This is a genomic window from Vibrio sp. 947, from assembly GCF_033339115.1.
Lineage (GTDB): Bacteria > Pseudomonadota > Gammaproteobacteria > Enterobacterales > Vibrionaceae > Vibrio > Vibrio alginolyticus.
This window is the reverse complement of the sequence record NZ_JAWOTX010000002.1, coordinates 324,259-346,880: the sequence shown is the minus strand read 5'-3', so window position 1 is coordinate 346,880 and position 22,622 is coordinate 324,259. Positions and strand designations below refer to the sequence as shown.

The window sequence follows — 22,622 nt, the reverse complement described above, 5'->3', positions numbered from 1 at the left end:
TTAAAAACTAAAAAAACAGCAAATGCTGTAAATAACCAGACAAACTCGACATGCAAACTTTAGATCGAATGAATTTGGCTACATAAGTTAGTTTTTAGTAACTTCCTATGCTTCTCGTGATCATTGGCTGAACGCCAACCTTCGAGATTTAATGACGATTCGTCACAATAGTGCGATAAAAAAGCCAACCATAACGTCAGATTGGCCTTTCCAGTTTATTAGCGATTCACTGACTCTAAATAAGCAAGCTCTTCACTAAATAATTCCTGCTCCACTCGACGCCAGGTTTTACGGTAGTCCCATTCTGTAGATAAAGGCGACCAACCTAAACCATCAAGTAACATATTCGCGTTGTGCAGTACTGAGAATGGGTCCTGAATTCGCTGAATACATCGACTGTTCGATGCATTTTGCGCCAAAGCGTTTGAACCGAATGCAATAGACCAGTTGGCGAATACAATAGCATCAGAACCAATTGCGGGAGAAAACTTAAGATCACCACATTCTACCGCATTGTTCACCAGCGCATCAGCACCATCTATTACTTGTTCTTCCAAGTTATTCAGTTCATTCACACGTTTAGGCGAAGCCTTCTCTAGAACCCAAGGCGTCTTTGCAACAATCGCACAGGTTGATAGTACTGGCTCCATACGAGCGTAAATACGATAACCTACATGCATCGCAATGATTTTTTCTCTGGTATTACCATTAAATTTGGCGGTACGTTCGAAAAATATTGCTTCGCTTTTCAGCGAATGAATACAAAGCGCAAGAATCACATCTTCTTTGCTGCAAAAATGATTGTAGATCGTCCCTTTAGAATAAGGGCTTGACGCTGTAAGCTTGTCCATCGTTAAGTTGGCAAAGCCTTGCTCTTGAACTAAAGACTTAGCCAATTGAATAAGCTCTATCTCACGATCAGCAATCGCCTGTTGCTTTTTTGTTAGCCCTGAAGACACACGACATCCGTCTTGCTTGCTATATTTTTTACAGCGAAAGTTAAACATAATCCTTTGATCCGTATACCAACACACTCCCAATAATTGTAACACGATTCTTTAATACAGGAACGCAACCAAAGTTGACGAACCGTCATAAATGACACTTCGTCATGATAGATCAAAAAACAAACATTTCAAGTATGAATTTATAATTAGAAGATAAATAGCTACCAATTATGCATACCCAAGTAGCTACTGGATGCTTGGTTCAACGAGAATGGTTTCTTTGTAGAGGAAGCGAGAGAGGCTTTGGGAGGAACAACGAAGGAAATCAGCATGTTAAAAATAACGAAAGTAGATGCTGAACAGGTATTATTCGAAATAAGCCCAAAACACTTTAAGTCTGAATTAAGAGCAAACACCGCTGAATGCCCTACTTACAAAGTATTTGCTGTCTTAGGCTTTTTCTTTTGCAACGCCCTTTCAGAAACTCTCTTCAAAAAAGGCTCAAAATCTATATCGATAGGCTTGGCTTATCACCTGCAGCTGCGATGGCATAACGAATATCATCAATAAATCGCCCCTCTGTCTCAATAATGCCGTCAGAGAATGTGACTGGCTGATGTGGCCCAGCAAGTAGAACAATATTAGTAAAATCAGAGACATTAAAGTTCTCTGCTACAACATTTTTGGAATGAAAATCGATGACGGTCTTTGCGACTTGATCTTCCAGTAACAAAAGCTGTTCTTCGGTAATTTTCATACGCGCCAAAGCAACGCGAACACACTTATCGTGGGTAGTCGTCTGCTCTTTTATGATTTCTGTATATTTGTCGTTGAGCTTGGAGTTCTCTGCATAGCTATAATATAAAGGCCCGTGCAGCGTTATATTTTTATCTTCATCAACGTAAACGAGATCCAACAACTCTAATGCTTTTAAGTAATCGGACATGCTCTGCTCAGACAAGTCATACTTTTTCTTTAAAATAGAATAGCCGTCTTTACCTCGTAACATTCTCAATTCACGATAAAAGTCGTAAAGGTGAGGGAATTGAAAGAATACTTCATCCTGTGTGCGACTAAAGTAATCCTCGTCTTCACCTTGCAATTGATTTGCGAGCTTTTGTAGTTCATCTAACGTGCAATCAACCGCTCTACAATATTCCAGCAACTTATCTAAAGCGAGATTCGTGCTTGTAAGATGTCTCTTAAAGGTAGATAGTGGCATACCCATTTTCTCAGATAGCTCTCGATATGTTAGCCCTTTTGTTTTAATCGCTTGGCGTAATGCGGCTAGCAAGTATTCGGGAGTCAGATCTCTCATCTACAATTCCTTTTGGCAATGTTACAGCTGTATAGTATTTGTAACAATTTAGAACCGCTTGGCAAGGTATAAGTTCATATTTTTATAAGAAAAACATGAATTAATATACCGAAAAGAGAATTCACACAACAAATGAAAAATTCAATATGAATTCAATTTCATTATAGATATAAAATAATATGCAAAATAAAAGTGAAGCAATTACTCTAAGTCATCGTGATTAATTTTAATAGTAACGTAAAGTTGAGAATATAAACCTATTCTCTCTACAAAAATCTAGAATAATTAACCTAAAAGGAACAGAACGGTAAATGCATAATAATTCACCGCTCTCTATTAGCATTTTTGCAATGCTATTCAAGTAGACTAGTCCGCTAGTTTCACTGCAGTACCAAATGCCAAAATTTCCGAAGAACCATCTACGATTGAGCTTGTGGTAAATCGAATCCCTACTATTGCATCGGCACCTTTAGATTCAGCGTCCGCCACCATGCGCTGTATAGCAATATCACGCGCGTCGGTCATCATTTCCGTGTAACCACGAATTTCGCCGCCAACAATGCTCTTGATACCCGCCATGAGGTCACGGCCAATATGCTTTGATTGAACAACATTACCAGTTACAACCCCTCTGATTTCAGAGATCTGCTTGCCAGGAATGCTTTCGGTCGTTGTGTAGATCATTTTTAATCCCTTATAAACGTAAAAATTTATACCCAAGCTACCTTATAACTAACATAAGATGCTAACCAATAAATTGAGAAGACTGATAAACAATACTCTAAATAGCCAAGCTAAAAGTCATTTGGGTATAAATTTTAGCAATAAAAAAGGAGAGCTAATGCTCTCCTTCTCTTAATCCTAAACTGCTAATTAAAGAGCAGCTTTCGCTTTTTCAACTAGAACTGCAAATGCAGCTTTGTCGAATACTGCGATGTCCGCAAGGATCTTACGGTCGATCTCGATAGATGCTTTCTTAAGACCGTTGATGAAACGGCTGTAAGATAGACCATTTTGACGAGATGCCGCATTGATACGTGCAATCCATAGTTGACGGAATTGACGTTTCTTAGCGCGACGGTCACGGTAAGCGTATTGACCAGCTTTAGTAACTGCTTGGAAAGCTACGCGGTAAACGCGTGAACGCGCACCGTAGTAACCTTTAGCTTGTTTTAGAACTTTCTTATGACGTGCACGAGCTTGTACACCACGTTTTACGCGAGGCATTATGCTTCTCCTAAACTAAACGATTGATAACTAAAAAGAATTAAGCGTATGGCAACATACGGATTACTGCAGCCACTTCACATTTTGGAAGGATTGCATTCGGACGTAGTTGACGCTTGTTCTTAGTAGTACGCTTAGTCAGGATGTGACGTTTTGTAGCGTGCTTGTACTTAATACCACCAGCAGTTTTCTTAAAACGCTTAGCAGCACCTTTGTTGGTTTTCATCTTAGGCATGATGAATAACTCCGCATTGAGTAGGTTTAATAAACAACGTAATTAGGGCGAACAAAACCCAGCCATATGCCTTTATATAAAGGAAAGCGGCTAGGTTTTAATTACTTGATGAGCCGTTAATTACTTCTTTTTAGGGGCTAGCACCATGATCATCTGGCGACCTTCAATCTTCTTAGGGAAAGATTCAACTACAGCAATTTCTGCAGTATCTTCCTTAAGACGATTTAGAACGTCAACACCGATGTCTTGGTGTGCCATCTCTCGGCCACGGAAGCGAATTGTTACTTTCACTTTGTTGCCTTCTTCAAGGAAACGCGTCAGGTTGCGTAGTTTTACCTGATAGTCTCCAATATCAGTTCCAGGACGGAATTTTACTTCCTTGATCTGGACCTGCTTTTGCTTCTTCTTCTGCTCTTTAGCAGTTTTGCTCTTCTCGAAGAGGAACTTACCATAGTCCATCACACGACAAACAGGTGGCTCGGCGTTAGGACTGATCTCAACGAGATCCATACCAGCTTCTTCAGCAGCTGCAATGGCTTCTTGAATCGATACAACACCAACTGATTCACCGTCAGCGCCTGTTAGTCGAACTTCACGAATACCACGAATTTCACCGTTGATACGGTGCGGGTTTTGTTTTACCGGCTGTTGGCCACGTCTTCCGCCTTTAATAGCTTATTCCTCCAGATTGAGCTTACGGCTAGAGATCTCGTCTTGGATGTATGCAATAAAATCATCCACTTTAAATTTACCAAGATCTTTACCTTTACGAGTACGCACTGCAATTTCGCCAGCTTCCATTTCTTGGTCACCAACAACAAGCATATACGGTACACGCTTCAAAGTATGTTCGCGGATTTTAAAGCCAATCTTCTCATTTCTCAAGTCCGCTTTAGCTCTAATTCCACTTTTTTGTAGTTTTTGTACTATTTCTTGAACATAACCTGACTGTTTATCAGTAATGTTCATAAGAACTGCTTGTTCTGGCGCCAACCAAGTTGGGAAGAAACCAGCATATTCTTCGATAAGGATACCGATGAAGCGCTCTAGTGAACCTAGAATCGCACGGTGAATCATTACCGGTACAAGACGTTCATTGTTTTCACCTACATAAGTTGCACCTAAGCGACCTGGTAGGTTGAAGTCTAGCTGGACAGTACCACACTGCCACGCACGGTCTAGACAATCGTATAGTGTGAATTCAATCTTAGGACCGTAGAACGCACCCTCGCCTTCTTGAATTTCGTATGGGATATCCATCGATTCAAGAGACTGCTTCAATGCTTCTTCAGATTGATCCCAGATTTCATCTGAACCTACACGTTTCTCTGGACGAGTAGACAGTTTCACTACGATGTTGTCGAAACCAAATGTTTGGTACGTATCGTACACCATCTTGATACAGTTTGTTACTTCTTCTTGAATTTGGCTCTCAGTACAGAAAATGTGAGCGTCATCCTGAGTAAAGCCACGTACACGCATAATACCGTGTAGTGCACCAGATGGTTCGTTACGGTGACATGAGCCAAACTCAGCCATACGTAGCGGTAGGTCGCGGTACGATTTTAGACCTTGGTTGAAGATCTGTACGTGACCTGGACAGTTCATTGGCTTAATCGCGTATTCACGGTTCTCAGAAGAAGTTGTGAACATTGCATCAGCGTATTTGTCCCAGTGCCCAGAGCGTTCCCAAAGAACACGGTCCATCATAAGTGGACCTTTCACTTCTTGGTAACCGTACTCATCTAGCTTAGCGCGGATGAATACTTCTAGATCACGGAAGATAGACCAACCATTGTGATGCCAGAACACCATACCCGGTGCTTCTTGCTGCATGTGGAATAGGTCTAGTTGCTTACCAATCTTACGGTGATCACGCTTCGCCGCTTCTTCTAGGCGAGTTAGGTGCGCTTTCAGTGCTTTCTTGTCGTGGAAAGCCGTACCGTAGATACGTTGAAGCATTTTGTTGTCGCTGTTACCACGCCAGTAAGCACCTGCAACATTCAGCAAAGTGAAGTGTTGACAGAAGCTCATGTTAGGAACGTGAGGACCACGACACATGTCGATGTATTCTTCATGGTGGTAAAGGCCTGGACGATCATCACGAGATACGTTTTCGTCTAGGATTTCCACTTTGTATGGTTCGCCACGTGATTCAAACGTATCACGCGCTTCCTGCCAGCTTACTTTTTTCTTAACCACTTCGTACTTGGTTTTCGCTAGCTCTTTCATACGCTTTTCAATCTTTTCAAGATCTTCTTGCGTTAGAGATTCGTCTAAGTCGATATCGTAGTAGAAGCCATTGTCGATGGTTGGACCGATCGCCATTTTAGCTTGAGGGTAAAGCTGCTTAAGAGCGTGACCAAGAAGGTGAGCACAAGAGTGACGAACGATTTCTAGACCGTCTACTTCATCTTTAACTGTGATGATTTCAAGGCTTGCGTCTTCTTCAATTAGATCACACGCATCAACGCGGTTACCGTTTACACGACCAGCGATAGTTGCTTTTGCAAGACCAGGACCGATCGATTGCGCAACTTCCATAGTAGAAACTGGGTTGTCAAATTGACGCTGACTGCCGTCAGGAAGAGTAATAATAGGCATGCTATGTCCTTTACAGTGGTGTTGCACACCAAGCAACACATGTTATTCAAATTAGAAGCTATTTGTTGAAAATAGTTGAGAGTCAATAAAGGCCTCTCGGTAACACGAATACCGGACCGTTATCGAAAATGGGATTGTACCTAGCTCACATTTAGAATGCAAAGCGCGATTTTGTTTTGTCATAAGAACTTAACCGCAGACCCGTCACGACAATCTGATCATGCTTTTTTTAAGAGACCGCATAGCTGATGAATGGAATTGCCCCTCAATGAACTTACACAACAAATTACAATATCCCCTATTACGTGTGAACCGATACAAAGCCTAACACGCTGGGCGAGAGCTCAACGTGCGATTTAGGTATATAGTTGTTTTATAGAGTAGTTTGTATGTAGGTATTCATCATGGTCTATTTCAAATCGCGCTTTATGGTGCTTCTAAGCACCTCGATATGTTCTTTGCAAGCCTTCGCATCAAATAACTTATATGGCCCGCTGCGTTCTTACGCACAATCCCCAATGCAAGTGGTTAGTCACACCAACATACTACGTTCAGGACACAGTCTGCCCTCTGGTTTTGTCGAAGCCTATGGTTCGGGAACCGTGGCAAGTGTTTGGGCTCATACTGATGAATACGCACTGGATTATTACCACAATCAAATCGAATTAGGCAGCAAATGGCAAGTCAGCAACCGTTGGCAGTGGGAGCTCAACTATCGATGGGTCTTTGCCGCTGACAACCATTTAGATGGACTGACGAAAAGCTTCCATAAACTTTTCGGTATCGGACAAAATGGGCGGGATAAAGTAGACAGAGATCGTTTTTACATTTCAATGCCGCAATATGATGTGCTTGAAGATGATTTCGAAGGACAAACACTGGCCAATAACCTATCTACTTACTTACAGTATCAAGTGTTCCAAAATGAACATCACGGCCTATCGATTGGCGGCAGTTTGTATTTTAACGATGTGGCTCACGGCACTTTTCAAGGCAGCAGTTTCGAGCAAGGCTTCCAATTAAACTACAGCTACTTAAGTGATGCTCATGCATTTTATTCGATGATTGGCATGACTTTTCGTTCGGATGACCGTGCCTTGCTCGATCTGCCTTATCGACATAATACGATTGCCATTGCAGGTGGGTACCGTTATGCCTTAGAAGATAACCATCACCTGATGTTGGAATATCATTGGTATCAAGGCTCAACAGAAGGGCCCACAGAGTTTACTGATGCCTCTAATGAACTGGTATTAGGCTATCGATATCTAATGGAAAATTCAGCGCTTGAGTTTTTAGCCGTAGAGAACGCAAGAAACATGGATAACAGTACCGATATCGCTTTCACAATAGGATATCGGTACATATTTTCATCAAGTTGATGAGAGCTATAGATTTAGCGTTGGTGCAACTGCGACAGCGACTTGAGCATCGGTTGCATTGATCGGTAACGTAAACGAGCGATATTGGTCACCAGCCAAGCTGAGCGAACGGTCAATCTCTGCCAAACAATGCATGACCTGCCCTTCCAGAATAAAAGAGAGCTCAATTTCTTTTGATGAGATAAAGCCGCTGTTACGGAACTCTAGCTCTTGATAAATACCAGAGCGAGAGGCAAACGAGCCACCGCGCAAAAAGCCTTTTTCAACATCGGCTTTAACCATAGTGAAGCCAGCTTGCTCGATCGCTTGAATAACCCGAGATGCTACTGGTAGTGGTTTCACTTCAATATAGTCACGGTCACGCGGGTCAATCGCAAAATCAATATCTAACGTCGTCTCGACCCAAACATGACATTGATTCTTAAGTGCGCTAACCGCAGTAATTGGCGTTTCATCATGCAGTTTTAGCTCAAACGGAACCTGCTTTTCTTCATTAGGTTGAATCACAAAAGGGTCAACTGCTTTCAATTGATCAATAGTGAAGGTTTGGTAACTTACGCTATCATCCACTTCGACTTTCATTTCCGTGTTCAATTTAATCGTAATAGCATCAATTTGTTGTTCGACGTCTCCGCCTTTGATATGAACATGCCCTTTCAGCGTCGCTCCTTGAAACACGCTCATTTCGTCCAAAATGGTATCTACTTTTGCAGAGCCGATCCCCAGTGATGCTTTCAATTTTTTAAACATATTTTTCCTTTTTTAGCGACTTTTCTTCTAATAATCGTTTGTTTACACAATTGTTTTCTGCTGTGCAAGCAATAGACCACAAGAAAATGCTTGAATTCAATCATCAAGCCAAATAATGCTCAGCAGCAAGAGTCATTCAGCCCTGCAATAGGATTGTTCGGTCACTAAGCGGTACATTCGTCGAGAAATGTTTGCAATTTGTACCTAAATTCAGCAGTATTTGTATAGTCAAATAAAGGGAAATCATTATGTCTGCACCGCTCTACATTCAAATTAAACAATTTATCCTGGATAAAATTGATGCTGGAGAGTGGGTAGTTGGTCATCGCATCGCCACCGAGATTGAGCTTACCGAGCAATTTGGTGTCAGTAGAATGACAGTGAACAAAGCAATTCGGGATTTAGTAAATGAGGGCCGATTACAACGTCGCCCACGCTTAGGCACGTTCGTGTGTGATCCTGGTGAAAAGTCAGAATCTCCCCTGCTAGACATTCGAAACATTGCCGAAGAAGTCAGCGATAGAGGGCGAAAGTATGGCAGTAAAGTGCTCAAACAGATTGCCATAAAAGCAGATGACAACATTGCGACAAAACTCGGCGTTATGCTAGGCACGACAGTGTTTTACAGTGAAATTATTCACTATGAAGACCAAACGCCGATTCAATTGGAGCTCCGCTGGGTGAATAGCCAATATGCCCCGAGTTATTTAAATCAAGACTTCACACAAATCACTCCAAATCAATACCTGTCAGATAATTGCCCACTCAGCGCGATAGAACATACTGTAGAGGCAATTTTGCCTGAAAGCCGTATTAAGCAAGACTTAAAAATGCAAGCCAATGAACCTTGCCTTCTCTTGAATCGCAGAACGTGGAGCCAAGATAAGTTAGTCAGTACCGCCCTACTTTATCACCCTGGTAACAAATATAAGCTGAGCTCAAAAGTGCTCATTTAAGGACAAGGTTTGTCCTCTAGATCTACGTTTTGATCACATTTTAGCAACATCAATCTTGTCAGTGTTCTTATTTTGTTCTATTTATTTGTATATACATTTAATGATACAAATAAACACAGGGACACAAACATGGATTTGCTGATTGAAAACGCACGTCTAGTTACCATGCAATCGGGAGAATGCGGATACCTTCCAACGCCTCCAGCGCGCATTGGTATTCAATCTGGAAAAATCGTTGCGATCAGTACTTGTGCCATTGGTGAAGACGCACCGCAAACCGAGTCTCTGCTGTCTGCCCAACATTACGCTCAGAGTATCGACCTTCAAGGCAAGTTAGTTCTGCCAGGTTTGATCGACTGCCACACTCATCTTATTTACGCGGGCAATCGTGCCAACGAATTTGAAATGCGCTTAAACGGCGTGCCATATCAAGAAATTTCCAAACAAGGCGGTGGGATACTTTCAACGGTGCATGCGACGCGTTCAGCAACCGAAGCGCAATTAGTTGAGTTAGCGTTGCCACGTTTAGACGGGCTACTCGCGAGCGGCGTCACTTCTGTCGAAGTGAAATCAGGCTACGGATTGACACTGAATGATGAAGTAAAAATGCTCCGTGCAGCCAAAATGCTTGAACAAGAGCGCAAAGTTAAAATCACCACTACACTTCTCGCCGCTCACGCCATTCCGCCAGAGTTCCAAGGTCGTGCAGATGATTATATTGAGCACATTTGTCAGGACATAATCCCTGTTGTCGCAAAGGAAGAATTAGCTACGAGTGTCGATGTTTTTTGTGAATCGATTGGTTTCAATCTTGAACAAACAGAAAAAGTGTTTGTAGCTGCAAAACGTCACGGCTTAAAGGTTAAAGGGCATACTGAGCAGCTTTCTAATCTCGGTGGTACAGCCCTCACTGCGCAATACAACGGTCTGTCAGCGGATCACATCGAGTTTTTAGATGAGCAAGGTGTTAAAGCACTTGCTCGATCAAACACTGTCGCCACTCTATTGCCTGGCGCTTTTTATTTTCTAAGAGAAACTCAGTTACCACCGATTGAGTTGTTGAGAGAGCATAACGTGCCGATGGCAATTGCTACGGACGTCAACCCAGGTACATCACCATTTTCTGATCTCACACTCATGCTGAATATGGCGTGCACACTATTTCGCCTTACACCGCAAGAAGCAATGCGTGGTGTAACGCAACATGCAGCCAAAGCTCTGGGTTATCAAAACTCACGTGGCGAAATCAAAGTAGGGTTTGATGCGGACTTCTCTATCTGGGATATCGAAAGCCCTGCGGATTTAAGCTATCAAGTCGGAGCAAAACGTCTGGTAGGTCGTATAGTAAATGGTGAATACATTTCACACGGAGGCCAATAATATGTCTCAATTCGACCTACACTCTCCCCTATTTCATTGGCAAGGCCGTCATGATGCCGAGGACGGCAAGCTTGGTCAGCGAATTCATCACGTTGTTCAACGCCAAAAAGCAGATGAGTTGAGTGCCGTTGCGCATGGCGTCTCATTACTCGGTTTTGCTACCGACGCTGGCGTTGCGAGAAACAAAGGACGCATTGGCGCGAAAAAAGCGCCAGACTTAATCCGACGAGCACTCGCTAATTTAGCATGGCACCAAGACGCCCCACTATATGACTTAGGTACTGTGGTGTGTGAAGACGACTTACTGGAAGAGAGCCAAGCTCTATGTGCAGCAACCATTTCAAGCGCACTGCCCCATACGCCAGTCATCGTGCTAGGTGGTGGGCATGAGATTGCGTGGGCCTCGTTTTCCGGCTTAGCAGAATATTTTAAAGCGCACCATCCAGAGAAGAAGCCTAAAATCGGCATTATTAATTTCGATGCTCATTTCGATTTGCGCGCATTTGAGAGCAACCTCACCGACATAAGACCAAGCTCTGGCACCCCCTTCAACCAAATTCATCATTTTTGCCAACGCAACGATTGGGACTTTCATTACGCTTGTATTGGTGTAAGCCGCAGTAGCAACACTAAAGCGCTATTTGAAAAAGCAGATGCGTTAAATGTTTGGTATGTAGAGGACAATCAGCTCTGCTACCTAAACCACAGTTATCACTTAACTCAGCTTCAGCATTTTATTGACGACTGTGACTACCTCTATCTGACCATTGATCTGGATGTATTTCCTGCCGCAACCGCACCTGGAGTCAGCGCACCAGCAGCTCGGGGAGTGAGTTACGACACTATTGCACCCTTTTTAGATCGAATTCTTCATTACAAAAATAAGCTAATGCTGGCTGATATCGCCGAATACAACCCAAATTATGACGTCGATAGTCAAACTGCACGATTAGCTGCCCGTTTGTGTTGGGATATCGCCAACGCGATGGCGGAAAAACAGCACAAACCATAATGCATCCCAGATGCCACTGATTATTACGACCAAGCAAGTACTTGGTCATCACGAGAAACTAAAGGAGTCTGAAATGACACAGCGCCAGGGACAAGATCCACGACTTGATACAAGCAGAACAATTCGTGCACCTCACGGAGATAAACTGCGCGCAAAATCTTGGCTAACCGAAGCCCCTCTTCGTATGCTGATGAACAACCTTGATCCTGATGTTGCAGAACATCCACATTCACTGGTTGTATATGGCGGCATTGGCCGAGCAGCGCGAAACTGGGAATGTTACGACAAGATTGTTGAAGTACTTGAAAGACTCGAAGATGACCAAACGCTTTTAGTTCAATCAGGCAAGCCTGTTGGTGTTTTCCCTACTCATAAAAATGCCCCACGCGTGCTTATCGCAAACTCAAACCTTGTTCCGCATTGGGCAAACTGGGAACACTTCAACGAGCTAGATAAACAAGGCTTGATGATGTACGGCCAAATGACCGCTGGCAGCTGGATATACATTGGCTCGCAAGGTATCGTACAAGGCACATACGAAACGTTCGTATCTGTTGCAAAAAAACACTTTGACGGTGAAGCAAAGGGCCGTTGGATTCTAACAGGTGGTCTTGGTGGCATGGGTGGTGCTCAACCTCTCGCTGGTACAATGGCGGGCTTCTCCATGATTGCAGTAGAGTGTGATGAATCACGTATCGATTACCGCCTGCGTACAGGCTATGTCGATAAGAAAGCGACTTCTTTAGATGAAGCGCTAGCTATCATTAAAGAGTCAGACACACCAGTATCGGTTGGTCTACTAGGTAATGCAGCAGACGTTTTCTCTGAGCTGGTAGAACGTAATATCACGCCTGATGTCGTAACAGACCAAACGTCTGCACACGACCCGCTCAATGGCTATTTACCACAAGGCTGGAGCATGTCTCACGCAGCAGAAATGCGTTTGCAAGATGAAGCAATGGTCGTAAAAGCAGCGAAAAAATCCATGGCTGTGCAAGTTCAAGCGATGTTAGAGCTGCAAAATCGCGGCGCCGCAACACTCGACTACGGTAACAACATCCGCCAGATGGCCTTGGAAGAAGGCGTAGAAAACGCATTCGATTTTCCTGGCTTCGTTCCAGCCTACATTCGTCCTCTATTCTGTGAAGGTATCGGTCCTTTCCGTTGGGCTGCTCTCTCTGGCGATCCTGAGGACATTTATAAAACCGACCAAAAAGTAAAAGAGCTAATTCCAGATAATCCGCACTTACATAACTGGCTAGATATGGCTCGCGAACGCATCCAGTTCCAAGGTTTACCTGCGCGTATTTGCTGGGTTGGTCTTAAAGATCGTGAGCGTCTTGGTCAAGCATTCAACGAAATGGTGAAAAATGGCGAACTTAAAGCGCCCGTTGTCATTGGTCGAGATCACTTAGATTCTGGCTCTGTAGCAAGCCCGAACCGTGAAACCGAAGGTATGATGGACGGTTCTGACGCCGTATCAGACTGGCCATTATTAAACGCGCTACTCAACACGGCGGGCGGCGCAACTTGGGTTTCACTGCACCACGGTGGTGGCGTAGGTATGGGCTTCTCGCAACACTCAGGTATGGTTATCTGCTGTGACGGCAGTGAAGATGCCTCACAACGTATTGCCCGCGTGCTGCATAACGACCCAGCAACAGGCGTGATGCGTCATGCTGATGCGGGATACGATATAGCTAAACAATGTGCAGCAGAGCAAGGGCTAGATTTGCCAATGCTCAACGAAGAACTGAAGAAGCTCAAGTAAGGATGAAAGAGATGTTAAATTTAACGCTAAAGCCAGGTCATATTAGCTTAAACGAACTACGCCAAGTGAGCCGTTCACCAGTCAACCTTACTTTGGATCCTGAAGCCATTCCGGCCATTGAAGAAAGCACACAGGTCGTAGACCGAGTCATCGCGGAAGATAGAACGGTTTACGGAATTAACACTGGTTTTGGGCTATTGGCTAACACACGAATAGCACCAGAAGATTTAGAAACACTGCAACGCAGTATCGTTCTTTCTCATGCGGCAGGTATCGGTGAGTTTATGTCAGATGAAACGGTTCGTCTGATGATGGTATTAAAAATCAATAGTCTGTCTCGTGGCTTTTCTGGGATTCGCCTAAAAGTCATTAATATGCTGACCGACCTAGTCAACGCACAAGTTTACCCTTGCGTACCTAAAAAGGGCTCTGTTGGCGCATCAGGTGACTTAGCTCCTCTAGCCCATATGAGCACAGTATTACTGGGAGAAGGACAAGCTCGCCACAACGGTAATATCATTTCCGGGCAAGAAGCATTAGAAATCGCAGGTCTAGAGCCTATCACTCTGGCGCCAAAAGAAGGCTTAGCGCTACTAAATGGGACTCAGGCATCCACAGCGTTCGCATTGGAAGGCCTGTTTATCGCGGAAGACCTTTTCGCGTCAGCAACCGTTTGTGGTGCAATGTCTGTTGAAGCCGCTCTAGGCAGCCGACGTCCATTCGATCCGCGCATTCACCGTGTACGTGGTCATCGCAGCCAAATGGACGCAGCACTCGCATACCGTCATTTGTTAGACACATCGAGTGAAATAGGTGATTCGCACACTAACTGTGAAAAAGTACAAGACCCGTATTCTTTGCGTTGTCAGCCTCAAGTGATGGGTGCGTGTTTACAGCAAATCCGCAATGCGGCGGAAGTATTACAAGTAGAAGCGAACTCCGTATCAGATAATCCGTTGGTGTTTGCTGAAGATGGTGACATCATCTCTGGCGGTAACTTCCACGCGGAGCCTGTTGCAATGGCAGCCGACAACCTAGCACTTGCGATTGCCGAGATCGGCAGCTTGTCTGAACGTCGTATGGCATTACTTATCGATAGCGCGCTATCAAAACTGCCACCGTTCTTAGTCGACAATGGTGGTGTGAACTCTGGTTTCATGATTGCTCAGGTTACCTCTGCTGCGTTAGCAAGTGAAAACAAAACGCTCGCTCACCCAGCGTCAGTAGACAGCTTGCCAACATCAGCAAACCAAGAAGATCACGTTTCAATGGCAACCTTCGCGGCTCGCAGATTGAAAGAAATGGGAGAAAACACTCGCGGCATTCTGGCGGTCGAATACCTCTCAGCAGCACAAGGCCTAGACTTTAGAGCACCAAACAAGTCTTCTGAGCGTATCGAGATTGCCAAACAAATGCTGCGTGACAGAGTATCGTTCTACGATAAAGATCGCTACTTTGCTCCAGACATTGAACAGGCAAACACTCTGCTTAAGCTGGCTATCCACAATACACTCATGCCAGAGAGCTTGTTACCAAGTGTTCGATAATTAAGCATAACTGGCATTTCACCGAATAACCAGATGATGACTTGAAGGCTCTACGTTCTGCGTGGAGCCTTTTTACATACGATTAAACATGTTGATGGCACTATTTATGAACGCCAGTCTACTTTGATGGCTATACTTTAAAAGATAGGCGAGCGAAAAGGTCGTTGTTTATTGTTTTCACAAATAAAAGCGTTGCTAAAGTATGCGTTTTTAACGGTTTATCCGCCGAAATAGTGTCTTATTGTTAGGATACGGTGAAGTTTTCACTGGATGGACCATTGCTACGCAGATATTCGCATATAATCCCACACAGTTTTGGTTACTACGTAAAAATTATGTTTCTAACACCTTATTTTTCAAACACTAATCACCAGTTTCAGTTCACTCGCGAACAAGCAAGCCACTTTGCAAAACGTGTCGCAGGTGACTACAACCCAATTCATGATGAAGACAACAAACGCTTTTGTGTCCCTGGGGATTTACTTTTCGCTGTGCTTCTTAGTAAAGAAGGCGTTAGCCAAAAGATGCGTTTTAACTTCTCTGGCATGGTAAACGATGGTGTAGCACTTCATATTGAAAATAAGTGTGACAAAGAAAGCGCTGTTGTTGACGAGGCAGGTAAAGAATACTTACACATGTCCCGTGAAGGTGAAACTAACCACGATCCGGCATTTATTGAGCATGTAGTGACAAATTACGTGCAATTTTCTGGTATGAACTTCCCTCACATCATGGTTCCTCTTATGGAAGAGAAGCAAATGATGATTAACTGCCAGCGTCCATTAGTTATTTATGAAAGCATGGAAGTCGAATTTTCACGCTTAGACCTTACGCATCCAGAGGTGGATTTCACTGGCGCAACATTCGACGTAGAAGGAAAACGAGGTGTAGTCACCTTAAACTTTGCGTTTAAAGAAGACGGTGAAGTCGTTGGTAAAGGTATTAAGCGCATGGTTGCAAGTGGCTTGAAGCCATATGACCAAGAAGCGGTTGACGACCTTGTACGCCGCTTTAATGAACGTAAGGACGCATTCCTAGCAAAGTTCGTTAAGGCAGCCTAGTCGACTGCCCTATCAGAAGCGCTCAAAAAACGTGTTTACTAAAAGAAAGCCCAACGTCGATCGTTGGGCTTTCTTTTTATGTCTCATCCAAACAAAACTAAACGCAATGCTTAGAGCCAACGACGAACATGATTTTTATAATCCACATACTCCTCACCAAACAATCGCTCTAGAACGCGTTCCTCAGGCTTGATTTGAAACCGATTCATATAACTGACAAATATCACGCCACAAAGCACCACACTCAAGTGCTGCCACCACAAACCAGTTGCTATGATTAGAAGCAATAATGCCGTGTACATAGGGTTGCGTGAAAAGGCAAACACACCAGTTCTTACAACAGAAGATGCCGCTTCAGGTTTTACTGGGTTTACTGTGGTTTTTACTTTGCGAAATTCATACACGCCAGCAATGCCCATGTAGCCAGACAACAAAGTTAATACACCTACTACAAATTCAACAAAGGGTACTCGAATGTTCATGCTCGGCGTCAAAACTTTAAGTCCGTACATCAAAAGTATGACCAACAAAAACACCACAACAGGTGGGACTTTGAGTTCAAGTTTTTTCAAGATTCATATCCTTTGAAAGGGTCTAAATACGGTTTCTAAAAAGCCCAGTAAAACTGGGCTTGATTTAGTCCGATTACAACAAAGTTAACAATGCCTGAACGGGATGCTTGGGCTTCGTTCCTTCAAAGCGTTTAACTTGGCTGCGGCAAGAATAGCCTGTAATCAAACATCTCTCGTTATCCAACTTATCTAAGCTTGGCTTCCAGCTTAAATTGTAAATGTCTTTCGACATCGACAACTTATCAACCTCATGACCAAACGTACCCGCCATACCACAACAACCAACAGGTACCGTATTCAAAACTGCACCAAAGTGAGCAAAAATAGCGCCCCACTCTTTTTCCGCATTTGGCATTTTGGTTTTCTCAGTACAGTGAGCAAACAGATACCAAGGTTCCTGCGCCTTATGCTCTCCGCTTTCAAACGCTTCTAGTCTTGGGTAAAGCCATTCGTGGGCTGTTAGTACATCGAAATCACCTCGCTTACTGCCAAGCACTTCAGCGTATTCGTCTCGATAACACAGCACCAAAGCAGGATCGACGCCAACTAATGGGATATCCAAATCCGCTACCATCGCCAAGAACTTCGCTGTGTCGGCTGCTGTGTCCTTAAACTGACGTAAAAACCCTTTAATGTGTTGTGCTTTACCATTCGGCTTAAACGGCAGAAGCACCGGATTCATACCCAGCTTTTTCAATAACTTAACGAAGTCTTCAACGACATCAGCGTCGTAGTAACTAGTGAATGGGTCTTGAACAATTAAAACATGCTTGCTCTTTTCAGACGAAGACAAACCACTGAGCGCTTGCAGATCATAAGGCGTTGTCAGCGACTCTACTCGTTGTTTCAAGGTGGGTACTGATAACAACGGCGCATCGACATACCCGACCGTAGATGCCGTTAAACTTTTCACCCACGACTGCTTCAAAACACCATTTACGACACCTGGCGCTTTCGCCATCATCGGCAGCATAGTCTCAATGTTGGCAACCAGATAGTCTTTTGCAGGACGTTGATAACGAGAGTGATAGATGTTTAAAAAGCGTGAGCGAAAGCTCGGAACATCGACTTTAATCGGACACTGACTCGCACACGCTTTACACGCCAAACAACCATTCATCGCTTCATACACTTCGTGAGAGAAGTCATACTCGTGACGACGATTGATAGAATGACGTACGCGGTCAATCATGGTTTTGATTGATGTTTTGTTTTCTAGTGTTTGCTTTTCTAAGTCAAGAATATCAATGCCTTGCTCAGTAAGCTGACGCAACCACTCACGAACCAAACCTGCACGACCTTTTGGTGAATGACGACGATCGGCTGTTACTTTCATCGATGGACACATTGGCGAGCTGGTATCATAGTTAAAACACAAACCGTTACCGTTACATTCCATCGCTTGTTTAAAGCTGTCACGTACTTGAACGTCAATCTGACGGTCATAGTAACCACGTTTGGTATCGGTAACTTTGACAAGCTCTGCATCACTATCCAGCGGTGTACAGATTTTGCCCGGGTTCATTTTGTTGTGTGGATCGAATGCCGCTTTCACACGTCTCAGTTCAGTAAACAACTCGTCGCCGAAAAACTCAGGGCCATATTCTGAACGGAAACCTTTGCCGTGTTCACCCCACATCAAACCGCCGTATTTCGCCACCAGCTTGACCACTTCATCAGACACTTCGTGCATCAATGCTTCTTGGTGCGGGTCACACAAATCCAACGCAGGACGTACGTGAAGCACCCCAGCATCGACGTGACCAAACATGCCGTAATTCAGAGACTTGCTGTCTAACAGTTCTCGAAACTCTACAATAAAGTCCGCCAGGTTTTCTGGTGGCACACAGGTATCTTCAGCGAATGCGACCGGTTTAGCACGACCTTTTGCTGCGCCTAACAAACCCACCGCTTTTTTACGCATGTTGTAAATACGCCCAATGCTCGCTACATCGTTACAAACTTGGTAGCCGATAATGCCCGCTTCTTCTGTTTCCAACATGGTATCGAGCTTGGCGGTCAACGCTGCAACCTGAGCAGCAACTTCCTCTTCGTCCTGACCTGCGTATTCCACCATATTGATGCCAAGCATCTCTTTATTTGGAACATCGGTAAGTAAATCGCTCACGGTGTGCCAAACGATATCTTGCTTCGCGAGATTAAGCACTTTTGAGTCAACGGTTTCTACAGACAGCGCCTTCGCTTCTACCATAAACGGTGCATTACGCAGTGCAGAATCAAAGCTGTTGTATTTAACGTTAACCAAAGTACGCGCTTTCGGAATTGGCGTCAGGTTAAGCTTCGCTTCGGTAATGAATGCCAATGAACCTTCAGCGCCGCACAGTACTCGTGTGATATCGAAACGGTCACCTTCTTCATTCAAGGCATTTTTTAAATCGTAGCCCGTTAAAAATCGGTTAAGAGGAGGAAACTTATCTACGATCTGCTGGCGTTTTTCACGACATACGGATTCCGTTACACGTAGCGCCTTGGCAGCAAACTCGCCTTCTTTTGGGTAACCATGAGACAAGTCCGACTCTAAAATTGAACCATCAGCAAACACCGCTTGTAGCGACAAAACATGATCGGATGTTTTTCCGTATTTCAGAGAACCTTGACCAGAAGCATCGGTGTTGACCATGCCGCCAATCGTTGCACGGTTACTGGTAGATAAGTCTGGAGAGAAGAAGTAGCCATAAGGGCGAACAGCGTCATTTAACTGGTCTTTCACTACACCAGTTTGTACACGAACCCAGCCTTCTTTCTCATTAATCTCAAGCACTTTGTTCATGTGACGAGACATATCCACCACAATACCTTTGGTTAGCGACTGACCATTGGTCCCTGTGCCACCACCACGAGGTGAAAAGGTAATTCGTTCGTACTTTTCTTTATTGCTCAGTTTCCCGAGGAGAGAAACATCTTCTGTCGTTTTGGGATGAACGACAGACTGAGGAAGTTGCTGGTAAACACTGTTGTCAGTGGCAACCGCTAGTCGGCTTGAATATTGGCTTTCGATATCACCAGTGAATCCGGCGTGCTCAAGCTCTTTCAGAAAACTAAGAACAAGAGGATCGACATCAGTTTGCGAGTGTAATCTTGGTAACATTTGCTTCCTGCCCCTACGACGCTGATCCGATCAGCTGCGGGTTGTGTAATTATTTGCTCACTTCTCATACAAATTGGCGCTAAGCGAAAAAAAACACCACAAAAGAGTTAGTGAAGTAATATTCTTTGAATTTCGTCACTTTACAACATTTAAAAAGACGAGCAAATCAGAATCTCGATACAATAATTAAACTTATGCTTTATTTTTTCACGCTTGATGCCTTACATTGGGGAACGAATCGCGTTTCTAGATGAGTTTTCAGAATGAAAAAAAATAAAATTGTGACCACTGAAGATATCCTTCTCAAACTTTGCCAGTCTGTTTCTGGCGTACTTACTTCGGCGACATCTTCTCAAGTAAATTATTCAGCAATGGTGCAAAAAATCCACAAGACTAGCCTCAAACCAGATTTTGGCTGTTTTGTTCTGTTTGATGGCGGATTTACCGGGCTAGTTGTGATTAATTTTACGGCAAAAGCCGCACTGGAGATCTACACCAACTACATGCGTAATATGGGCATGCCAGAAGAAGAACTGGCAATATCTCATACTTCTGACGAGGTAGGCGATGTTCTGGGTGAACTCATGAATCAACTGGTCGGAGACTTCACTAATAAAATTCGTAAAGACCTGCAAACGAACATCACACAAAACCAACCAAAAATGCTAGCGCTGAATAAGCAAGTTATCTTACAAGTTGATACCAACCTTGACCGCCCTCAAGCGCGCAGAGTGACGTTCTCCACCGAAAACAACAATATTTTCTATCTCGAACTAGCAATGGATAAAACTGAGTTCATCCAACTGGAAGAGTTTGAAGTTGCTGAAGACGAAAACCCAGACGACATTTTAGAGGCAACACGTAAACAGTTGGCTGAGAAAGAATCTAAATCGTCGGGATCAAACGATGATGCCGATGACTTGCTCAACCAGCTCGGGTTGTAATTCTAACGAATCTTAATGAAGAATGGCTTCTTAGACACAAGTACGACTTCATACTGATTACGACGAACTAAAACGCCAGCCTCGCTTAATGCGAGGCTTATTTTTATGTGCAGAAATTATCTTCAGTCCCACCTTGTATTTCGTTTTTATGTCAAAAAAGGTAATATGTCTGACTTCATAAATTTTCTGCTTTCGTTACTGGTTGTCGATGGATAAACAAAAAGCTCTGAAAAAAATCGCCAAGTGCTTAGAACTGGGCAATTCCGCTAATGTTAATGAGGCTGCCAATGCTATCAAAATGGCACATCGCCTCATGCTTAAATATGGTCTCGATAAAGACGATATTGAGTTCATCAGAATGGGAAAAACACAATCTTCTCATCTGCTACCAGCGAACATCAGTTCTACCATATTGCGAGTGATTCGCGGCATTAACACAAAATTCGGTGTCGAAGCAGTATTGTTGAATCACAAAGGGCTCAAACGTGTCGAATTTATCGGTGAAGCAGATCGCGCTATTTTTGCTGCATTTGCTTTCGATATTGTTTATCGCGAGATGAACGAAAGTACCGGACAATTCCGAAACAGCTTTGCTGGCACCGGCACCTCTTCTCAGGAAGTGACTCGCCGTGTGAACTCATTTGTATCTGGCTGGGTGGAAGGCGCGATTGAAAAATTGCCAATTATTTCTCCAGATGAAGAGTCGGCCAATAAAATTAATGACTATATTGATAAAGAATTCCAAAACATTGACCGCGAAACGTTCAAGAAGCAATTGAAAGAAGCGATGAAAAACCTAACTGAAGACTACGAAGTGGGCTTAAAGAAAGGTAGAAAGGTTTCAGTTAATCGTGGAGTGGGCGGCGAACAAGCACGCAAAATGTTGGGCGATTCATCGAAATAGCCAGAATAGTAAAGGATTCACATAAGCAGCAATGACTTCGATGTCGATGGGGCTTACTTTGAGAGCTTTGGCAGTATTGATAGGAATTTTCTTACAGAAACTCTTATCAATCTTACTTTCTCATAACAAATATTAATGCTTGTTTATTCATAATTCGCATCCCATTATGAGGCATGGTTTCGCCTCAGTTTTATACGGAGATTTTCCCTTGAAAAAGATGCCTATTGCACTAGCTCTAGTGCTAGCTCTTACTGGCTGTCAAGCCACTCAACGCCAAAATGCAACAACGGGTGAATACGAAACTAACTCCACCACGCAAGGCGCGCTTATTGGTGCGATCGCTGGCGCAGCAATCGGCCTAGCAACGGGTGATGATGCTAAAGAACGTCGTCAGCATGCACTCATTGGTGCAGCCGCAGGCGGAGCGACTGGCGCTGGCGTTGGTTACTACTTTGACCAACAAGAAGCGGAATTACGTCGCGCTTTGCTAAACTCTGGCGTACAAGTTCAGCGTGTTGGTGAAAATCAGCTTTTACTGCGTATGGAAAACGGTATCGGCTTCTCTTCAAGCTCTTACCAGCTTGATGCTAGTATCCATAACACTCTACGCGGTGTTGCTCGCATCCTAGTTGAGTACCCAGATACCAGTCTCGTTATTGACGGTTACACGGATAGCACAGGTAGTGAGTCATACAACCAAACGTTGTCAGAGCGCCGTGCAGAGTCCGTACGTCAATTCCTAGTATCTCAAAACGTTGCACCTGGTCGTGCAATTGCACGCGGCTACGGCGAACGTAACCCAATTTGCTCAAACCAAACTTCTGAAGGTCGTGCGTGCAACCGTCGTGTTGAAATCCAGATCTTGCCACTGAAGTAATTTGGTTGCACCATAACGGTAATAAT

General features: G+C 43.9%; 20 protein-coding genes. 10 read left to right on the top strand and 10 right to left on the bottom strand.

Annotation, left to right across the window (positions count from 1 at the left end; all coding sequences use genetic code 11):
* Nucleotides 1-218 precede the first annotated feature (218 nt).
* From R7Q39_RS04085 to thrS, 7 genes are all read right to left on the bottom strand, one after another.
* On the bottom strand, nt 219-1,007 hold the full coding sequence (locus R7Q39_RS04085; RefSeq protein WP_005377913.1) for a TetR/AcrR family transcriptional regulator: 789 nt from the start codon (nt 1,005-1,007) through the stop codon (nt 219-221).
* A 448-nt stretch (nt 1,008-1,455) separates the two neighbouring features.
* On the bottom strand, nt 1,456-2,265 hold the full coding sequence (locus tag R7Q39_RS04080; RefSeq protein WP_005385480.1) for a helix-turn-helix domain-containing protein: 810 nt from the start codon (nt 2,263-2,265) through the stop codon (nt 1,456-1,458).
* 366 nt (nt 2,266-2,631) lie between these two features.
* Nucleotides 2,632-2,949 (bottom strand): heavy metal-binding domain-containing protein, encoded by a 318-nt coding sequence (locus R7Q39_RS04075; protein ID WP_005377919.1) that lies wholly within the window; start codon nt 2,947-2,949, stop codon nt 2,632-2,634.
* Nucleotides 2,950-3,138: 189 nt separating this feature from the next.
* Nucleotides 3,139-3,492, bottom strand: a complete 354-nt coding sequence (rplT, locus tag R7Q39_RS04070) for a 50S ribosomal protein L20 (protein ID WP_004727974.1) — start codon at nt 3,490-3,492, stop codon at nt 3,139-3,141.
* Nucleotides 3,493-3,532: 40 nt separating this feature from the next.
* Nucleotides 3,533-3,727, bottom strand: a complete 195-nt coding sequence (gene rpmI, locus R7Q39_RS04065; protein ID WP_005377932.1) for a 50S ribosomal protein L35 — start codon at nt 3,725-3,727, stop codon at nt 3,533-3,535.
* Nucleotides 3,728-3,847: 120 nt separating this feature from the next.
* Complete coding sequence (gene infC, locus R7Q39_RS04060) at nt 3,848-4,399, bottom strand: translation initiation factor IF-3 (RefSeq protein WP_080276913.1); 552 nt, start codon at nt 4,397-4,399, stop codon at nt 3,848-3,850.
* A 3-nt stretch (nt 4,400-4,402) separates the two neighbouring features.
* A complete protein-coding gene (gene thrS / locus R7Q39_RS04055) occupies nt 4,403-6,331 on the bottom strand; it encodes a threonine--tRNA ligase (protein WP_005395892.1) in 1,929 nt (642 codons plus the stop codon).
* A 404-nt stretch (nt 6,332-6,735) separates the two neighbouring features.
* Between thrS and R7Q39_RS04050 the strand changes: the two genes are divergently transcribed.
* Entirely contained in the window at nt 6,736-7,713 is a 978-nt protein-coding gene (locus R7Q39_RS04050; protein ID WP_238966561.1) for a DUF3187 family protein, read from the top strand.
* Between the two features lie 6 nt (nt 7,714-7,719).
* Here the strand turns inward: R7Q39_RS04050 and R7Q39_RS04045 are convergent, their stop codons facing one another.
* Complete coding sequence (locus R7Q39_RS04045) at nt 7,720-8,463, bottom strand: sporulation protein (RefSeq protein WP_137281891.1); 744 nt, start codon at nt 8,461-8,463, stop codon at nt 7,720-7,722.
* Nucleotides 8,464-8,711: 248 nt separating this feature from the next.
* On the opposite strand from R7Q39_RS04045, the gene hutC reads away from it, so the two are divergent.
* The 6 genes from hutC (at nt 8,712) to R7Q39_RS04015 (ending at nt 16,190) form a co-directional block, all read left to right on the top strand.
* On the top strand, nt 8,712-9,419 hold the full coding sequence (gene hutC, locus R7Q39_RS04040; RefSeq protein WP_238966562.1) for a histidine utilization repressor: 708 nt from the start codon (nt 8,712-8,714) through the stop codon (nt 9,417-9,419).
* A 129-nt stretch (nt 9,420-9,548) separates the two neighbouring features.
* Nucleotides 9,549-10,799: an imidazolonepropionase gene (hutI, locus tag R7Q39_RS04035; RefSeq protein WP_318075795.1), complete on the top strand. Its 1,251-nt coding sequence runs from the start codon at nt 9,549-9,551 to the stop codon at nt 10,797-10,799.
* Nucleotide 10,800: 1 nt separating this feature from the next.
* On the top strand, nt 10,801-11,811 hold the full coding sequence (gene hutG, locus R7Q39_RS04030; protein ID WP_053350426.1) for a formimidoylglutamase: 1,011 nt from the start codon (nt 10,801-10,803) through the stop codon (nt 11,809-11,811).
* 73 nt (nt 11,812-11,884) lie between these two features.
* Entirely contained in the window at nt 11,885-13,582 is a 1,698-nt protein-coding gene (gene hutU / locus R7Q39_RS04025) for a urocanate hydratase (RefSeq protein ID WP_054578031.1), read from the top strand.
* Nucleotides 13,583-13,593: 11 nt separating this feature from the next.
* A complete protein-coding gene (hutH, locus tag R7Q39_RS04020; RefSeq protein ID WP_206969815.1) occupies nt 13,594-15,129 on the top strand; it encodes a histidine ammonia-lyase in 1,536 nt (511 codons plus the stop codon).
* Between the two features lie 335 nt (nt 15,130-15,464).
* Nucleotides 15,465-16,190 (top strand): DUF3581 domain-containing protein, encoded by a 726-nt coding sequence (locus R7Q39_RS04015; protein ID WP_017821813.1) that lies wholly within the window; start codon nt 15,465-15,467, stop codon nt 16,188-16,190.
* Between the two features lie 110 nt (nt 16,191-16,300).
* Here R7Q39_RS04015 and R7Q39_RS04010 read toward each other — a convergent pair whose 3' ends face one another.
* Complete coding sequence (locus tag R7Q39_RS04010) at nt 16,301-16,762, bottom strand: methyltransferase family protein (RefSeq protein ID WP_053306949.1); 462 nt, start codon at nt 16,760-16,762, stop codon at nt 16,301-16,303.
* 73 nt (nt 16,763-16,835) lie between these two features.
* Nucleotides 16,836-19,871 (bottom strand): FAD-binding and (Fe-S)-binding domain-containing protein, encoded by a 3,036-nt coding sequence (locus R7Q39_RS04005; protein ID WP_230238184.1) that lies wholly within the window; start codon nt 19,869-19,871, stop codon nt 16,836-16,838.
* A gap of 263 nt (nt 19,872-20,134) precedes the next feature.
* Here R7Q39_RS04005 and R7Q39_RS04000 point away from each other — a divergent pair, with 263 nt between their 5' ends.
* From R7Q39_RS04000 to R7Q39_RS03990, 3 genes are all read left to right on the top strand, one after another.
* Complete coding sequence (locus R7Q39_RS04000) at nt 20,135-20,815, top strand: DUF3334 family protein (protein WP_005388843.1); 681 nt, start codon at nt 20,135-20,137, stop codon at nt 20,813-20,815.
* Between the two features lie 208 nt (nt 20,816-21,023).
* The gene (locus R7Q39_RS03995; protein WP_005377954.1) at nt 21,024-21,719 is read left to right on the top strand and encodes a DUF2786 domain-containing protein; all 696 of its coding nucleotides are present in this window, start codon (nt 21,024-21,026) and stop codon (nt 21,717-21,719) included.
* A 217-nt stretch (nt 21,720-21,936) separates the two neighbouring features.
* A complete protein-coding gene (locus tag R7Q39_RS03990) occupies nt 21,937-22,596 on the top strand; it encodes an OmpA family protein (RefSeq protein ID WP_005377956.1) in 660 nt (219 codons plus the stop codon).
* Nucleotides 22,597-22,622 lie beyond the last annotated feature (26 nt).

Coding starts and splice junctions, on each gene's coding strand:
- hutH (WP_206969815.1), top strand. CDS start 13,594: ATGTTAAATTTAACGCTAAAGCCAGGTCATATTAGCTTAAACGAACTA.
- R7Q39_RS04005 (WP_230238184.1), bottom strand. CDS start 19,871: ATGTTACCAAGATTACACTCGCAAACTGATGTCGATCCTCTTGTTCTT.
- R7Q39_RS04080 (WP_005385480.1), bottom strand. CDS start 2,265: ATGAGAGATCTGACTCCCGAATACTTGCTAGCCGCATTACGCCAAGCG.
- hutG (WP_053350426.1), top strand. CDS start 10,801: ATGTCTCAATTCGACCTACACTCTCCCCTATTTCATTGGCAAGGCCGT.
- R7Q39_RS04050 (WP_238966561.1), top strand. CDS start 6,736: ATGGTCTATTTCAAATCGCGCTTTATGGTGCTTCTAAGCACCTCGATA.
- rplT (WP_004727974.1), bottom strand. CDS start 3,492: ATGCCTCGCGTAAAACGTGGTGTACAAGCTCGTGCACGTCATAAGAAA.
- R7Q39_RS04015 (WP_017821813.1), top strand. CDS start 15,465: ATGTTTCTAACACCTTATTTTTCAAACACTAATCACCAGTTTCAGTTC.
- hutU (WP_054578031.1), top strand. CDS start 11,885: ATGACACAGCGCCAGGGACAAGATCCACGACTTGATACAAGCAGAACA.
- R7Q39_RS03995 (WP_005377954.1), top strand. CDS start 21,024: ATGGATAAACAAAAAGCTCTGAAAAAAATCGCCAAGTGCTTAGAACTG.
- R7Q39_RS04000 (WP_005388843.1), top strand. CDS start 20,135: ATGAAAAAAAATAAAATTGTGACCACTGAAGATATCCTTCTCAAACTT.
- hutI (WP_318075795.1), top strand. CDS start 9,549: ATGGATTTGCTGATTGAAAACGCACGTCTAGTTACCATGCAATCGGGA.
- hutC (WP_238966562.1), top strand. CDS start 8,712: ATGTCTGCACCGCTCTACATTCAAATTAAACAATTTATCCTGGATAAA.
- R7Q39_RS04075 (WP_005377919.1), bottom strand. CDS start 2,949: ATGATCTACACAACGACCGAAAGCATTCCTGGCAAGCAGATCTCTGAA.
- thrS (WP_005395892.1), bottom strand. CDS start 6,331: ATGCCTATTATTACTCTTCCTGACGGCAGTCAGCGTCAATTTGACAAC.
- R7Q39_RS03990 (WP_005377956.1), top strand. CDS start 21,937: ATGCCTATTGCACTAGCTCTAGTGCTAGCTCTTACTGGCTGTCAAGCC.
- R7Q39_RS04045 (WP_137281891.1), bottom strand. CDS start 8,463: ATGTTTAAAAAATTGAAAGCATCACTGGGGATCGGCTCTGCAAAAGTA.
- R7Q39_RS04085 (WP_005377913.1), bottom strand. CDS start 1,007: ATGTTTAACTTTCGCTGTAAAAAATATAGCAAGCAAGACGGATGTCGT.
- rpmI (WP_005377932.1), bottom strand. CDS start 3,727: ATGCCTAAGATGAAAACCAACAAAGGTGCTGCTAAGCGTTTTAAGAAA.